Here is a 13,401-nt window from a genome sequence, read left to right as displayed (position 1 = left end):
GCAGGCTCTACAGGGCCAGAAAACTCTCGCTCAAACTGGATGAAAAAACAGGGGAAACGTCAAATCCCGGTGTCGCTGCTTCGGGTGCAGGCGGGCGGTAGTCCAGGCTGCTGTGTGGGCGGACAGTGTTGTAATGGCGCCGACATGCCTCGATCAGCACCCTTGCCTCGGCGAGACTATAGAACACTCGCCGTTGAGCAGCTCGTCGCGCAGAGAGCCGTTGAAGCTCTCGTTATACCCTTTCTCCCATGGCGAGCCCGGCGGATGTACAGCGTCTTCACGCCGACCTGGCCGAGCCATTTCTGGACCGCGGTAGCGATGAACTTGCTGCCACTGCGAGTTGCTGCGCTCGTTCAATCATCCGCAGCGGAGGGTCCGCGCAAGATGGTTCAAAGCCCGTATTGAGGAGCATGGGCAGCGATGCGACGATTGAGGTGTGGGCGTAACCGACACCAGTAGGATTCTCCCATTTCAGGCGATCAAGGAACATCCGTTTCGCCCTGAACCCCCCTGAAATCAAGGAACAGACATGACCGATACCTTACATGACATCGTCGATACCGCCGTCGCCGCGGGTTCTTTCACGACGCTGGTCGCCGCCGTCACGGCGGCGGGTCTGGTCGATACGCTGAAGGGCGACGGACCGTTCACTGTCTTCGCGCCGTCCGACGATGCGTTCACTGCGTTACCCGCAGGCACCGTCGACGATTTGGTGAAGCCCGAGAACAAGGATAAGCTAACCGCTATCCTGCTGCTGCACGTCCTCCCGGGCAAGGTGATGGCAGCCGATATTGCAGGCCAGGTGCTCGATCCGGCCACCGCGGGCGGCGCGACCGTCCATGTGGACGGCACCGACGGCGTCACCGTCGACGGCGCCAAGGTCGTCACCGCGGACATCGCGTGCACGAACGGGGTAATCCACGTCATCGACGCGGTGCTGCTGCCCAAGGGCTGACCTGCGGCGCCAGCGACCGGAGGCTGCGCCGCCCCCGGTCGCACGTGCGGGTTTTCCCTGAACGGAATCGGACCGCGGATGAGAATCGGAATCGTCGGGGCGGGCATTGCGGGGCTTTCCTGTGCTGAGATGCTGGCGGCGGGGGGGCATGCGGTCATGCTCTTCGACAAGGGCCGCAGCGCTGGTGGGCGCATGGCGACCCGGCGCGTTGCGACGCCTTCCGGCAACGTCGCGTTCGATCATGGCGCACAATATTTCACGGCGCACGACCCGCGATTCGTGACTGCGGTCACGCAATGGCAGGCGTCCGGGATCGTGGCGCCCTGGCCTGGGGCAGGCGACGACGCTTGGGTCGGAATCCCGGGAATGAACGCGGTGGTGAAGGCGCTTTCGCGGCCACTGGCCGTCCAGTGGAACAGTCGTGTCGACGCCCTCCGTCGCATCGACCAGTCATGGTTCTTCGATCCCGTTGCTGACGTCCCGTTCGACGCGGTCATCGTCGCGACCCCCGCCGAGCAGGCGGCACCATTGCTGGCGACGCACGAGCCAGCGATGGCCAAGATCGCCCAAGGCTGCCCGTCCGCTCCGTGTTGGACCGCGATGGTGGCGTTCGCGGAACGGATTGCCGTCGCTGAGGACATCATCCGTGACGCCGGAATCATCAGCTGGGCCGCGCGCAACAGCGCCAAACCCGGTCGCAGTGGCATCGAACCGTGGGTGATTCAGGCGACTGCGGACTGGTCACGCCATCATCTCGAGGACGAGGAGAGCAGCGTGATCGATGCGCTGCTGTCCGCGCTCGCGGCGCAGGCAAACCTGAAACTGCCCGTGCCCGCCATCCGGATCGCCCATCGCTGGCGTTACGCGCGCGCGACGTCCGTGCACCACGGATCGCTGTGGAACGGCGCGACCCGGATCGGCGCCGTTGGCGACTGGCTCCTTGCACCGAGGATCGAAAGCGCGTGGCTGTCGGGACGAATGCTGGCCGACCGGATCATTGCGACCGATCGTCAGGCAGGCATGCCCGCGACGATCCGCGGATCGATCGCGTAATCACGCGCGATTTCGCGTGCGGTCATCTTCGCGGACATCATGACCGATGGCGTTCCGCCACCCGGTTGCGTGCCTTGCCCGACGAGATAGAGGTTGGTGAGGTCCTCGCTGCGGTTGTGCGGACGGAAGAATGCGGTCTGGGTCAGCCGCGGTTCCACGCCGAAGCCGTTGCCCGCCTACGCGCCCAGCGTCTGCGCGAAATAATCGGGCGTGACGAAGCTGCGATAGACCAGCCGCTCGCGCAGGCCCGGAATGTAGCCGCGGCCATCGAGGAAATTCAACACTATGTCTGCAAACCCTTCGCCCACCGTATCCCAGTCGATGTTGCCCAGCGTGTTGGGCACGGGGATCAGCGTGTAGGCCGCATGATGGCCCGACGGTGCCAAGCTAGGGTCGGTCAGCGTCGGGATATGCAGATATTGGGAGAAGTCCTCGGCGAGTATTTTGCGGTCGAAGATGTCGGTCAGCAATTCTTCATAGCGTGGCCTGAGAATGATGTTGTGATGGCGCACATCGGGGTCGCCGTCGCGCTTCTCATGGCAGAATAGACGACCATCAGCGACATGTTTTGCGGGCGGAATTTGACCACGGCATCGCGGTTGATTCGCCGATGCGCCTTGTCGATCCGCTGCAGGTACGTGGTCGCGTGATCGCAGATTGGGCACCATCGCGAGCAGCGAGCCAAGGTTGCCAAAATAAGTATAGCCGAGCTCAAGGACGCCGCGCTGACGTGGTTCCCGAACCAGGAACATCCTCCGCGCAGTTGTCGTTGTTCGACGGCTTGCTTACGCCGGTCTACCAGGACGAGAGCTACGTCTACAAGCAGTGCCGCAGCTTCGTTCTGCGCGCCGGTGCGGAGACCCGTCTATTAGACCGGGTGGGCGCGAGAATCGAATTCGAGCATCTTGATGATTCGAGGGATCAGTTCATGCTCGGCATCTCGGTAAGGCTTTAGGAGAAAGCCCAAGGTCAGCGTATCGATCGCCCTCGCGCCGACGATGTTGCCCACCGCCCGGTTGCCCTCGTACGCTCTGATAAGGGACGATATCCGAGTCGGACATCGCATGTTACGGCCATATCATCGGCCCTCAGTGCGGGCCTGATCGGCCATTGCCTGCACCTCACACCGCGGCATAAATCGAAACCCATAGGTCACCTCATGGGCCCCGCGGTTTCCTGCTGCGAAGGACATCGTACACTTGCCGGTGCCAGATGTCCTTCACATTCGCGGCCGTTGGCGATGATCGCGAAGATGCCGCCGCAGTACAGTGTCGCGCCGCCCATCATCGCGCGCCGCGTCACGGTGCCGGTCGGCGCCATCGCCTCCTCGACGCACGTAACGAGCCCCTCGTCGACCGCTATCAGCCGCTCTCGGCCAGGCGGTCGAGCGCATCGCCGGTGACCCGGTTGATCCGCCAATCCTCCATCGACACCGCACCGAGCGACCGGTAGAACTCGATTGCAGGCGTGTTCCACGTCAGCACCGACCATTCGAACCGCGAACAATTGCGCTCCTTGGCGATGGCCGCGAGCCGCTTGAGCAACGCTGTGCCCGCGCCCGATCCGCGCGCCTCCGGGGTGACGTAGAGATCCTCGAGATACAGCCCGCGCCACCCGGTCCAGGTCGAGAAATTATGGAAGAACAGCGCCATACCGATCGGCTCGATGCCATCGGGGCCATCGCGTTCCGCAATCAATGCTTCGGCCGCGGGTCCCATCAAAGTACTACTTTGATGGATGCCCGCCGCGGGGGGCGTCGCGAACAACGCCTCGGCGAGCAGTGCCTCGGTCGCAACGACCTTGTCGGCCTCGCGCTCATACTCGGCGAGGTCACGAATGAATCGCAAAATCGTCGCGACATCGTCTGGAGTGGCGAACCGGATTTTCATGCACCTGCCTCGATCTGCGGCGCGGGCGCGACCTTGCGCACCGCGACGACGCACCCTGCCACGATCAGCGCCGCGCCCGCCACCGTGAACGTTGTCACCCGCTCGCCGAACACGAGATAGCCAAGCACCGCCGCCCACACGAACGCGGTGTATTCGACCGTTGCGAGCAGTTGCGTCTCGGCGCGCGCATAGGCCCAGGCCATCAGCATCGAGGAAATCGTCCCCAGCACCGCGGCGAACCCGATCGCGGGGGTCTGTGGCCACGCCGGCCAGCCCGACAGCCACGGCGCGCCGAGCAGCAGCACGGTGCCGATGACGAGGCTGGTGAACAGCGTCACCTCGAGCGGATCGGCGGCCTGCGCCTGCCGCCGCAGCAGGATCAGGCTCGCGGCATACAGCACCGAGGCGACGACGATCGCGATCGTCCCGAGCACGCTGTCGGTCGAGGACCGGGCCTGTACTTCGCCCGCGGCGATCACCAACACACCCCCCGCCGCGACGATCGCGCCCAGGATCGCGGCACGCCTGATCCGCTCGCCGAGTACGACCGCGGCCAGGAAGATCGCGAGCAACGGCGCGAGAAAGGTCAGCGTCACCGCCTTCGCCATTGGCACCCGCGCCAGCCCCCAGAAGAACAACAACACCGACAGCCCCGCGAACAGGCCGCGCGCGACATGGAGCCTGATCGCGACGCGCCCCGGCCATCGCCGCCGCCGCGCGACGAACACGGAACCCGCCAGCGCCAGCCCCGCGATCGATCGCCACAACACCGCGCTGTACGCGCCGCTCTCGACCGACAGCCCCTTCATCACCGCGTCCATGACCGAATAGATCGCGATTCCGGTGGCAGGGATGGCGAACGCGAGCGGGGAAGGCGTGCGTGCAGTCAGTGGATCAACCGGAGATGCATCACGCGCCTTCCGCCGCCGCGCCGATCTCGGCCAGTCTCAGCAATGCGGGCAGCGCGTTGCGGACGGCGGCGATTAGTTCGGCATTTCCGATCGACCGCCCGTTGATCGGCACGACATATTCGGGAAGCTGGATCAGCGTGGCCGCGATGATGCCGTGAGCCGGGCAATCGGTCAGGTCGTCGCTGTCTCCCGACTCATTGGGTTTGGTCGCGGTCGCGGTAGCGCACATCGCGAAATCGTCGTCCATCGCGCGGACGTACCAGGGGCCGGGCGTCGCGGCCCGTTCCATATTGGCCAGTTCAGCAAGATCGAGTGAAGCCATGACGTGTAACATACCCCCATGTGGCGAAACGATTTACCGATCTAAGGCGGGGCTCGCTCCAAATGATAGAGAACCTCTGGTCAACATCGGTCGTCGGATCACGCCGCTGCCAGCACCTCGTTCCCCGCTTCGATCTCCGCCGCCTTCGCTTCGACGAGCTTGACGATATGCTCGATCATGTCGGCGTCCTGGACATGGTGGTCGGTGACGCCGGACAGATACACCATGTGCTTGCCCGCGCCGCCGCCGGTGATGCCGATATCGGTTTCTCGCGCTTCGCCCGGGCCGTTGACGACGCAGCCGAGCACCGAGAGGCTCATCGGCGTGCGGATATGCTGGAGCCGTTCCTCCAGCGCCTGGACGGTGCGGATCACGTCGAACCCCTGCCGCGCACACGACGGGCACGAGACGACGCGGACCCCGCGATTGCGGATGCCGAGCGCCTTCAGGATCTCGAACCCGACCCGCACCTCGTCCTCGGGCTCCGCCGACAGCGACACCCGGATCGTGTCGCCGATGCCGTACCAAAGCAGGCTGCCGATCCCGATCGCGGATTTCACGGTGCCGCCGACGAACCCGCCCGCCTCGGTAATGCCGAGATGCAATGGGCAGTCGACCTGTTCGGCGAGCTGCTGATACGCCGCGACCGCGAGGAACAGGTCGCTCGCCTTCACCGCGACCTTATAGTCGTGAAAATCATGATCCTGGAGGATCTTGATGTGATCGAGCGCACTTTCGACGAGTGCATCGGGACACGGCTCGCCATATTTTTCGAGCAGATCCTTTTCCAGGCTGCCGCCATTGACCCCGATCCGGATCGCGCAGCCATTGGCCTTCGCCGCCGCGATCACTTCCTTGACCCGCGCCTCCGACCCGATGTTGCCCGGGTTGATCCTGAGGCACGCCGCGCCTGCATCCGCCGCCTCGAGTGCGCGTTTGTAGTGGAAATGGATATCGGCGACGATCGGCACATTGGCGGCGCGGACGATCTGCTTCAACGCCGCGGTGCTCTCGACGTCGGGGCAACTGACGCGGATGATGTCGACCCCCGCCTCTTCGCAGCGGCGGATCTGGTCGATCGTAGCCTTGGCGTCGCTGGTCGGCGTGTTGGTCATCGTCTGGACGGTGACCGGCGCGTCGCCGCCGACGGGGACGTTGCCGACCATGATCTGGCGGCTCTGGCGGCGCACGATGTCGCGCCACGGACGAAGGGACATGGAGTTTCCTCGCGGGGGTTCGCACCACCATATAGCGCGTCGAGGCCGCGAACGGAACGCCGGTGGCTCACGCCCGCCAACTGCGCCATAGGGGCTCGACCTGAAGGAGACGATTGATGAGCCTTTCCCTTTACGACGCGACGGTGCCCTCGAACCTCCAGATCCTGCGCGCGATCGATGCGCTACTCGACAAGGCGGAGGCATTTTGCGCCGACCAGGGCCTCGCTCCCGCCGACCTGATCGACGCCAAGCTCGCGGAAGACATGCTGCCGTTCGCCTATCAGGTGAAGTCCTGCGCCGAACATTCGGTCGGCGCGATCGCGGGCGTGCGCGCCGGGACCTACTCTCCCGATCTACAGCCGTGGCCGACCGATTTCGCGGGGCTCCATGGCAAGATCCGCGACGCGATCGCGACACTCGAAGCGACCGACCGCGCCGACTTCGACACACTGGCGACGCAGGACACCGAATTCCGCTTCGGCGAGCATGTCATGCCCTTCACCGGCGCGAATTTCCTTTTGAGCTTCTCGCAGCCCAATTTCTATTTCCATGCTTCCACCGCCTACGCGATCCTGCGGGCGAAGGGCGTGAAGATCGGCAAGCGCGATTTTATGGGGATACCTCGCATCAGGCAGTAACGGCGGTACAGCCCGCGCGCTCGCCTTGCCCCGTCGCGGCCCACCCCCTAGGCCGCTCGCCATGACCCGGCATTACGGCATGGATTGGCTGAGGATCGGCGCATTCGCACTGCTGATCCTCTACCATATCGGCATGGTCTTCGTGCCGTGGAACTTCCATGTGAAGGCCGACCCACTCGTCAAGTGGGCGCTGTTGCCGATGCTGGTCGTCAACGCGTGGCGGCTGTCGCTGCTGTTCGTCGTCTCGGGTTATGCCAGCCGCGCGTTGCTCCGCCGCGCCGGGGGGGTTGGCGGGTTCATGCGCAATCGGTCGTTCCGGCTGCTGGTGCCGCTCGCGTTCGGCATCGCGGTGATCGTGCCGCCGCAACCCTGGGTCGAGCTGACTACCAAGGCCGGCTACGATGCGGGCTATCTGCATTTCTGGCTCTACGATTATTTCGCGTTTCAGACGGTCGCGGGGGTGCCGATGCCCAACTGGAACCATCTGTGGTTCGTCGGCTATCTCTGGCTCTACACCGCGCTGCTTGCGGCGATGATCGTGACCGTCCGGCTGCCCCGGCTGCAAGGCTGGTTCGACCGCGCGTTCGGCGGGCTCGGCGTCATCGTCATCCCGCTGGCCTATCTCGTCGCGGTGCACGCCTGGTGGCTGCCGATGGTGGGCGAAACCCATCTGGTCGTCGGCGACTGGATCGCGCATCTATCTTATCTTCCCGCCTTCCTGTTCGGCTTCGCGCTGGCGGGCTCTGATCGCGCGCTGGTTGCGATCGCGCGCTGGTGGCTGCTCGCGCTTGGCCTTGCAGTGCTCGGCTATCTCTTCATCATGGGGGCCGAGTTGCGCTGGTGGACCACCGCGATGATGACCCCGCGCACCTATGTCCGCCTGTACGGCGCGGCGCACGCATTCGAACAATGGGGCGGGCTGGTTGCACTGATCGGCGCCGCGGAGCGCTGGTTCAACCGCGACCGCGCGATCCGCCCGGTCCTGACCGAGGCGGTGTTCCCCTTCTACGTCGCCCATCAGACCATCATCGTCGTGGTGATGTACTGGTTGCTTCCCGCCAGGTTGCCCGGCTGGGCGAATTTCGCGATCCTAGTGGCGAGCACCATCGCGGGGTGCTGGGCCTTCTATATGGTCGGGCGTTCGATCGGCTGGCTGCGGCCGCTGATCGGCCTGCGCCGTCGTATCCGCCCGCTCGCCGCTCCCATCATCTGACGGAGATATCATGATCGATCCACGCTGGACCCTCGCCATCCATGGCGGTGCCGGGCAAATGACCCGCGACACCGTCTCCGCGCAGGCCGACGCAGGCACGCGCGCCGGGCTGGCTACGGCGCTCGATGCGGGGGCCGCGGTGCTCGAGGCGGGCGGCAGCGCAATCGACGCGGTCGAGGCGGCGGTCCGCGTGCTCGAGGACGATCCGCACTTCAACGCCGGGCGCGGCGCGGTGCTGACGTTCGATGGCACCAACGAACTCGATGCCGCAATTATGGATGGGCGAACCCGCGCGGCGGGCGCGGTCGCGGCGACTCACGCGACCCGCAACCCGGTCAGCCTGGCGCGCGCGGTGATGGACCGCAGCCCCCACGTCTTCCTGGTGGGCAAGGGCGCCGACGCCTTCTCGGTCGAACACGGCGTCGAACAGGCGAGCCCCGACTGGTTCGCGACCGACGAACGCCGCGCGCACCTCGCCGAATTAAAAGCGGCCGGGGACGACGCATTCGACGTCGACATGAAATACGGCACCGTCGGTGCGGTCGCGTGCGACACCCACGGCCATGTCGCCGCCGCGACCTCGACCGGGGGGGTCACCGGCAAGCGCTGGGGCCGCGTCGGCGATTCGCCGGTGATCGGGGCGGGCACCTACGCCGACGATCGTGGCGCGGCGGTGTCGGCGACCGGCGCGGGCGAATATTTCCTGCGCGTCGGGGTCGCTGCCGACATCGCGGCGCGGGTCAGGCTGATCGGCGAATCGCTCCAGGTCGCGGCCGATACGGTAATGGCGGAGGTGACCGCGCTCGGCGGCACCGGCGGGGTGATCGTGACCGGCCCGACTGGCGAGGCGGTGTTCCGCTTCACCACGCCGGGGATGAATCGCGGCGTGCGCTCGTCGGACGGAACGAACCGCATCGCGATCTATCATGACGAGGGCGGCTGAGCCTTGAATTGCCACGCATCCGGCGTAGAGCGCGGCGCATGAGGTTCTTCCGGATCGCAGCCCTGTCCGCGGGCCTGGCGCTTGCCGCCCCCGCCAACGCCTATTGGGAATATGGCCACGAAACGGTCGCGCGGATCGCGATGGCTAACGTTACGCCGCGGACGCGCGCCGCGGTGAAGCGCTTGCTCGCCGCGACCCCCGAACTCGGTACCCCGGAATGCCCCGCGACGACGATCGAGCGCGCCAGCACCTGGGCGGATTGCGTCAAGCCGCTCAAGGACCCGAACGGCAAATCGCGGTTCGGCTATGCGTACAACTGGCACTTCCAAGACGTGAACATCTGCCGCCCGTTCACGCTCGAGGAAGCGTGCAAGGACGGCAATTGCGTCTCGGCACAGATCACACGCGATGTCGCGATTCTCAAGCACAAGCGCACGTCGCAGAAGGAGCGCGCGCAGGCGCTGGTGTTCCTGATCCACTTCGTCGGCGATCTCCACCAGCCGCTCCACGCGGGCGAAAAGGACGACAAGGGCGGCAACGACGTCGCCGCCGCCTACGGCATCTATTCGCCCAAACGCTTCAATCTCCATTCGATCTGGGACGGCACGCTGGCCGAACGCGCGATCACGACCGGACCATCGCTGATCCGCCGCTATCCGCCCGCGGTAAAGGCGCGGATCGCGGCGGGCGACGTCACCGACTGGAGCCGCGAATCATGGCAGGTCGCGCATGATTCGGTCTACGCGACCGCGCTCGGTGGCGACCCCTGCGCGCCCTCGCCCGCGAAGGTGACGCTGAGCGAAACGACGATCGAACAGCTGATCCCGGTCGCACGGCTTGAGATCGAGCGCGGCGGGCTGCGCCTCGCGAAACTGCTCGACCGCGCACTCGGCTAAGATCAGCGCTTCACGAACGCCGCGATCGTATCAGGCACCGCTGGCGCGATCGGCAGCGAGGGGTCACCGTAGGTCGCCACGTTTGCGGCGCGATCGTCGCTCGCGACCATCTTCAGGACGTGATTGACCCCCGGGCAGCACCGCGAGCGTCGCCTTGGGAGCCGCCTTCGCCAGCGTCTGCGCGTCGGTGACCGGAACCTGGATGTCGCGGTCGCCCTGGACGATCAGCATCGGCACCGTGACCCGCGTCGCCTCCGCAGCGGGATCCTGTGCGAACAGATCGATCATGAACCCCTGCACCGCCGCGGGGAACAGGCGCGGCAGCGGCGCGGGCAACGTCGCAGGATCGACGCGCTTGCCCGCGGCGAGCGAATCCATCGCAGCGAGTACGGGCGCGAGAATCGGTGCATTGGCGGGATTGGCGCGGAGCTGTGCCTTCATCGTCCCCGCCAGCGGCGTGCCCGGCGCGGAAAGCAGGATGACGCCACACAGGCCACGCGGCGTCTGCGCGGCCTTCAGCGCCACCAGACCGCCCTCACTGTGCCCCAGCAACCACGCGCAGCGGTTGCCAGTGCGCTTGGCGGCCTCCGCCACCCACCCGAGCGCATCGCCGGCATAATCGGCGATCGCCACCGCATTCGCGTCGGCGATCGCCGATTTGCTCCCGAACATCCCACGCTTGTCGATCCTGAGCGTCGAGACGTTCCGGGCGGCGAGTCCTTCAGCAAGGAGGCGATAGGGCGCAGCCGCGACGCCGAGCGGATTGTCGCCGTTGCGATCGGTCGGTCCCGATCCCGGAATGATGACCACGACGGGCGCACCTTTGCCCGCGTCGGTCAATGTTCCGGCGAGCGGACCCGTCGGCCCCGGGATCGTGATCTCGGTCTGCGGAGCCGCCGAGGGCGTCGCGACCGCCGCAGCGGCCAGCGCGAGCAACGCGATCGTCATCGTCATCTACCTTCTCCCTTGTTCGTCCCGTTCAATCGGCGCTGTGTTGCGCCGCCACGATCCACAGCCCGATCGCCAACACCGCGATCATCGCTAACTCCGCGATCCGATGACGCTCCCGCAGCAGCGTATCGAGCCCGATTGCGATCGCCACGAAACCGATCGTCATCACCCATCCCGGCCATGCCACAGGGACGAAGCCCAAACCGCAGCGCTTGCGCCGAAACCAGGGGCCGCCATCACTCATCGTCATCCTCCTTCGGCGGCCGCCCACGCCTCGCGCGTTCGGGCGGATCGAGTTTCACGCCCCGCCGCGCCAACGCCTCGCGCAATAGGCATTCGACCTCGGCATTCACGCTTCTGAGGTCACCCGCCGCCGCTCGCTCGATCGCCGCATACAGCGCTGGATCGAGCCGGAGCGGAAACGCCTTCCGCTGCGAAGGAGGGCGGGCCGGCGAGACCATTATTGGTAGAGAGAACCGGTATTAACGATCGGCTGGGTATCGCGCTCGCTGCACAGCACGACCATCAGATTCGACACCATCGCCGCGCGGCGCTCGTCGTCGAGCTCGACGACATTCTTCGCGCTGAGCTGGTCGAGCGCCATCTCGACCATCCCTACCGCACCCTCGACCAGCGTCATTCGTGCCGCGACCACCGCCTCGGCCTGTTGCCGCCGCAGCATCGCGCCCGCGATCTCCTGCGCATAGGCGAGGTGGGTGAAGCCGCATTCGTCGACGCTGATCCCCGCGACGGCCAGCCGCGCCATCAGTTCGGCGAGCAGTTCGTTGCCGACCTGGTCGTGGTTGCCGCGCAGCGTCATCTCTTCGCTGGTGAAGTCGTCATAGGGGTAGCGCGCGCCGATCGTCCGCACCGCGGCCTCGATCTGGACGTTCACAAACGCCTTGTAATCGTCGACGTCGAACAGCGCCTGCGCAGTGTCGGTGACGCGCCAGACGACCTGCGCCGCCATCTCGATCGGGTTGCCGCGCAGGTCGTTGACCTTGATCCGGTCGGAGATGATGTTGTTGGCGCGCACCGAGATGCGGCGGCGAATCATCCACGGCAGCACCCAGCGCAGGCCCGATACTCGATCGGTACCCTTGTAGCTGCCGAACAAGGTGATCGCCGCGGCCTGGTTGGGCTGGAGCATGTAGAATCCGACCGCGCAGAACACGACGCCAATCATGCTCACGATCGGCACCCACGCCCCGATCGGATCCCATCGATCGTTCGCCAGCTGCGCCACCGACCAGGCGGCGATCGCCACCAGCACGACGATCGCGATCAGCGCGGGATAGCCGCTGTAGGTGGCGCCCCTCCGCTCTGCCGAAAGTGTCAGCCCGCTCGCTGCCCGCTTGTCCGCCTGCGTCATGATACCCTCCGTTAAGATGATATCACAATTATATCCCTTTCAACCGAGTCGCAAGCTCAATCGGTCGCCGCCTGCTCGGATTCGCGGCGCTGTGCGCGGCGGCGCGGCTTGGGCGGCTTCTTGCCCGCAGGCCAGCCCTCGCGCTGGGCGGTGCGATCGCCGTCGGTTTCCTCGGTCTGGTCGTGAAACAGGATGACGCTGGTCGGGTACGGCAGGTCGATGCCGTGTTCTGACGCCGCCTCCCAGATCGCAAGGACCACCTTCGAACGAATATGGACGACGTTGGTCCGCGTCGAATCGGTCCACCACCGCGCGCGCAGCGTAATGAAATTATCGTCGAGCCCCCACGGCAGCACCTCGGGCGCGGGGTCGGCGAGTACGCCCTCGATCTTGGCGATCGCGGCGAGAAACGTGTCCGCCGATCGCGCCGGCTTGTCGCCATAGCCGATCCCGATGTCGAACTGGTCGCGGCGGTGCTCGAACGCGGTGTTGACCACCACCGGCGACGTATAGACGTCGGAATTGGGGATGATGACCCGGCGACCGTCATAGGTTTTGATCAACGTCGCGCGGCTTTCGATATGTTCGACCGTGCCCTCGAAATCCTTGACGACGATCTGGTCGCCACGCCGATAGGGCCGGTTGACGAGCAACAGGATCCCCGCGAGCAAATTCTGCAGGATATCCTTGAACGCGAACCCGATCGCAACCGATCCGATGCCGAGGCTGGAGATGATCGTGGCGGGCTGAACCGAGGGGAAGATGATCGCGGACGCGAACAGCACCGCGACAATCATGATCGCTCCGAACGCCAGGCTGCCGAGCACGCTGCCCAGATCGAGCCGTCCGCGCTTGTGGAACAGCGCCCGCAATCCCCGCGCGACCAACCGCCCGATGACGTACATCACCAGAATGAAAACGATGCCGCCGATGATGTTGGGAAGCTGGAGGAAGAACGAATTGCTCGCAACGTGGAGCTTGGCGACGATCAGGTCGATCGGGTTCTTGACGGGCGGCGGGGCGACTGGCTGCATCGAAACC

Annotated in this window: 18 protein-coding genes and 1 pseudogene; 7 read left to right on the top strand and 12 right to left on the bottom strand. The window is 65.6% G+C overall.

The genetic code is table 11. The features are described 5' to 3' along the window. Positions 1 to 7: 7 nt before the first annotated feature. Positions 8 to 335, bottom strand: a pseudogene (locus EAH84_RS16285) (integrase core domain-containing protein); the annotation flags it as partial. A gap of 194 nt (positions 336 to 529) precedes the next feature. Between EAH84_RS16285 and EAH84_RS01535 the strand changes: the two are divergent. Both EAH84_RS01535 and EAH84_RS01530 read left to right on the top strand, forming a co-directional pair. Continuing rightward, positions 530 to 955: a fasciclin domain-containing protein gene (locus EAH84_RS01535; protein ID WP_140866627.1), complete on the top strand. Its 426-nt coding sequence runs from the start codon at positions 530 to 532 to the stop codon at positions 953 to 955. 78 nt (positions 956 to 1,033) lie between these two features. Continuing rightward, positions 1,034 to 2,008 (top strand): NAD(P)/FAD-dependent oxidoreductase, encoded by a 975-nt coding sequence (locus tag EAH84_RS01530; protein WP_140866624.1) that lies wholly within the window; start codon positions 1,034 to 1,036, stop codon positions 2,006 to 2,008. On the opposite strand, the gene EAH84_RS16280 is transcribed toward EAH84_RS01530, so the two are convergent. Together EAH84_RS16280 and EAH84_RS16275 are read right to left on the bottom strand one after the other, a co-directional pair. Then, the gene (locus EAH84_RS16280) at positions 1,966 to 2,166 is read right to left on the bottom strand and encodes a hypothetical protein (RefSeq protein WP_241656400.1); all 201 of its coding nucleotides are present in this window, start codon (positions 2,164 to 2,166) and stop codon (positions 1,966 to 1,968) included. The two genes, EAH84_RS01530 and EAH84_RS16280, sit on opposite strands and share 43 nt — an antisense overlap. A gap of 18 nt (positions 2,167 to 2,184) precedes the next feature. Then, the gene (locus EAH84_RS16275; protein ID WP_241656399.1) at positions 2,185 to 2,760 is read right to left on the bottom strand and encodes a hypothetical protein; all 576 of its coding nucleotides are present in this window, start codon (positions 2,758 to 2,760) and stop codon (positions 2,185 to 2,187) included. Here EAH84_RS16275 and EAH84_RS01520 point away from each other — a divergent pair. Then, a complete protein-coding gene (locus EAH84_RS01520; RefSeq protein ID WP_140866621.1) occupies positions 2,739 to 2,963 on the top strand; it encodes a hypothetical protein in 225 nt (74 codons plus the stop codon). The two genes, EAH84_RS16275 and EAH84_RS01520, sit on opposite strands and share 22 nt — an antisense overlap. Positions 2,964 to 3,369: 406 nt before the next feature. On the opposite strand, the gene EAH84_RS01510 is transcribed toward EAH84_RS01520, so the two are convergent. From EAH84_RS01510 to ispG, 4 genes are all read right to left on the bottom strand, one after another. Continuing rightward, the gene (locus EAH84_RS01510) at positions 3,370 to 3,897 is read right to left on the bottom strand and encodes a GNAT family N-acetyltransferase (protein ID WP_140866618.1); all 528 of its coding nucleotides are present in this window, start codon (positions 3,895 to 3,897) and stop codon (positions 3,370 to 3,372) included. Further along, complete coding sequence (locus EAH84_RS01505) at positions 3,894 to 4,787, bottom strand: DMT family transporter (protein WP_140866616.1); 894 nt, start codon at positions 4,785 to 4,787, stop codon at positions 3,894 to 3,896. The genes EAH84_RS01510 and EAH84_RS01505 overlap by 4 nt, the downstream gene beginning before the upstream one ends. A gap of 19 nt (positions 4,788 to 4,806) precedes the next feature. Beyond that, a complete protein-coding gene (locus EAH84_RS01500) occupies positions 4,807 to 5,130 on the bottom strand; it encodes a hypothetical protein (RefSeq protein WP_140866613.1) in 324 nt (107 codons plus the stop codon). Positions 5,131 to 5,228: 98 nt separating this feature from the next. After that, the gene (gene ispG / locus EAH84_RS01495; protein WP_140866610.1) at positions 5,229 to 6,347 is read right to left on the bottom strand and encodes a flavodoxin-dependent (E)-4-hydroxy-3-methylbut-2-enyl-diphosphate synthase; all 1,119 of its coding nucleotides are present in this window, start codon (positions 6,345 to 6,347) and stop codon (positions 5,229 to 5,231) included. Positions 6,348 to 6,463: 116 nt separating this feature from the next. Here ispG and EAH84_RS01490 point away from each other — a divergent pair, with 116 nt between their 5' ends. The 4 genes from EAH84_RS01490 (at position 6,464) to EAH84_RS01475 (ending at position 10,037) form a co-directional block, all read left to right on the top strand. Then, positions 6,464 to 6,985 carry a DUF1993 domain-containing protein gene (locus EAH84_RS01490; protein WP_140866607.1) on the top strand — a complete coding sequence of 174 codons (522 nt, stop codon included), beginning with the start codon at positions 6,464 to 6,466 and terminating at the stop codon, positions 6,983 to 6,985. Positions 6,986 to 7,046: 61 nt separating this feature from the next. After that, positions 7,047 to 8,198 carry an acyltransferase family protein gene (locus EAH84_RS01485; protein ID WP_140866604.1) on the top strand — a complete coding sequence of 384 codons (1,152 nt, stop codon included), beginning with the start codon at positions 7,047 to 7,049 and terminating at the stop codon, positions 8,196 to 8,198. Between the two features lie 10 nt (positions 8,199 to 8,208). Beyond that, positions 8,209 to 9,141: an isoaspartyl peptidase/L-asparaginase family protein gene (locus EAH84_RS01480; protein WP_140866601.1), complete on the top strand. Its 933-nt coding sequence runs from the start codon at positions 8,209 to 8,211 to the stop codon at positions 9,139 to 9,141. Between the two features lie 38 nt (positions 9,142 to 9,179). Next, positions 9,180 to 10,037 carry a S1/P1 nuclease gene (locus EAH84_RS01475; protein WP_140866598.1) on the top strand — a complete coding sequence of 286 codons (858 nt, stop codon included), beginning with the start codon at positions 9,180 to 9,182 and terminating at the stop codon, positions 10,035 to 10,037. Positions 10,038 to 10,100: 63 nt separating this feature from the next. Here the strand turns inward: EAH84_RS01475 and EAH84_RS01470 are convergent, their stop codons facing one another. From EAH84_RS01470 to EAH84_RS01450, 5 genes are all read right to left on the bottom strand, one after another. After that, positions 10,101 to 10,991, bottom strand: coding sequence for an alpha/beta hydrolase (locus EAH84_RS01470; RefSeq protein WP_241656397.1), 891 nt, complete (start codon positions 10,989 to 10,991; stop codon positions 10,101 to 10,103). A 25-nt stretch (positions 10,992 to 11,016) separates the two neighbouring features. Next, complete coding sequence (locus EAH84_RS16185) at positions 11,017 to 11,154, bottom strand: hypothetical protein (protein WP_206663923.1); 138 nt, start codon at positions 11,152 to 11,154, stop codon at positions 11,017 to 11,019. A gap of 70 nt (positions 11,155 to 11,224) precedes the next feature. Further along, positions 11,225 to 11,449: a toxin-antitoxin system HicB family antitoxin gene (locus tag EAH84_RS16270; protein ID WP_140866592.1), complete on the bottom strand. Its 225-nt coding sequence runs from the start codon at positions 11,447 to 11,449 to the stop codon at positions 11,225 to 11,227. Beyond that, complete coding sequence (locus tag EAH84_RS01455) at positions 11,449 to 12,360, bottom strand: SPFH domain-containing protein (protein WP_140866589.1); 912 nt, start codon at positions 12,358 to 12,360, stop codon at positions 11,449 to 11,451. The genes EAH84_RS16270 and EAH84_RS01455 overlap by 1 nt, the downstream gene beginning before the upstream one ends. Positions 12,361 to 12,416: 56 nt before the next feature. Further along, positions 12,417 to 13,394, bottom strand: a complete 978-nt coding sequence (locus EAH84_RS01450; protein WP_140866586.1) for a mechanosensitive ion channel family protein — start codon at positions 13,392 to 13,394, stop codon at positions 12,417 to 12,419. Between the last annotated feature and the right edge of the window lie 7 nt (positions 13,395 to 13,401).

Origin of the sequence: Sphingomonas oligophenolica (genome assembly GCF_006438955.1) — a bacterium.
Taxonomy (GTDB): Bacteria; Pseudomonadota; Alphaproteobacteria; order Sphingomonadales; family Sphingomonadaceae; genus Sphingomonas; species Sphingomonas oligophenolica_A.
This window is presented reverse-complemented; position numbering and strand designations above follow the sequence as displayed.

Bases quoted from the DNA above. Each gene is read 5' to 3' on its own strand.
- EAH84_RS01530 (WP_140866624.1), top strand. From the start codon at position 1,034: ATGAGAATCGGAATCGTCGGGGCGGGCATTGCGGGGCTTTCCTGTGCT.
- EAH84_RS16270 (WP_140866592.1), bottom strand. From the start codon at position 11,449: ATGGTCTCGCCGGCCCGCCCTCCTTCGCAGCGGAAGGCGTTTCCGCTC.
- EAH84_RS01535 (WP_140866627.1), top strand. From the start codon at position 530: ATGACCGATACCTTACATGACATCGTCGATACCGCCGTCGCCGCGGGT.
- EAH84_RS01455 (WP_140866589.1), bottom strand. From the start codon at position 12,360: ATGACGCAGGCGGACAAGCGGGCAGCGAGCGGGCTGACACTTTCGGCA.
- EAH84_RS01470 (WP_241656397.1), bottom strand. From the start codon at position 10,991: ATGACGATGACGATCGCGTTGCTCGCGCTGGCCGCTGCGGCGGTCGCG.
- ispG (WP_140866610.1), bottom strand. From the start codon at position 6,347: ATGTCCCTTCGTCCGTGGCGCGACATCGTGCGCCGCCAGAGCCGCCAG.
- EAH84_RS01490 (WP_140866607.1), top strand. From the start codon at position 6,464: ATGAGCCTTTCCCTTTACGACGCGACGGTGCCCTCGAACCTCCAGATC.
- EAH84_RS16185 (WP_206663923.1), bottom strand. From the start codon at position 11,154: ATGACGATCGGTTTCGTGGCGATCGCAATCGGGCTCGATACGCTGCTG.
- EAH84_RS16275 (WP_241656399.1), bottom strand. From the start codon at position 2,760: ATGTTCCTGGTTCGGGAACCACGTCAGCGCGGCGTCCTTGAGCTCGGC.
- EAH84_RS01500 (WP_140866613.1), bottom strand. From the start codon at position 5,130: ATGGCTTCACTCGATCTTGCTGAACTGGCCAATATGGAACGGGCCGCG.
- EAH84_RS01450 (WP_140866586.1), bottom strand. From the start codon at position 13,394: ATGCAGCCAGTCGCCCCGCCGCCCGTCAAGAACCCGATCGACCTGATC.
- EAH84_RS01510 (WP_140866618.1), bottom strand. From the start codon at position 3,897: ATGAAAATCCGGTTCGCCACTCCAGACGATGTCGCGACGATTTTGCGA.
- EAH84_RS01475 (WP_140866598.1), top strand. From the start codon at position 9,180: ATGAGGTTCTTCCGGATCGCAGCCCTGTCCGCGGGCCTGGCGCTTGCC.
- EAH84_RS01485 (WP_140866604.1), top strand. From the start codon at position 7,047: ATGACCCGGCATTACGGCATGGATTGGCTGAGGATCGGCGCATTCGCA.
- EAH84_RS01480 (WP_140866601.1), top strand. From the start codon at position 8,209: ATGATCGATCCACGCTGGACCCTCGCCATCCATGGCGGTGCCGGGCAA.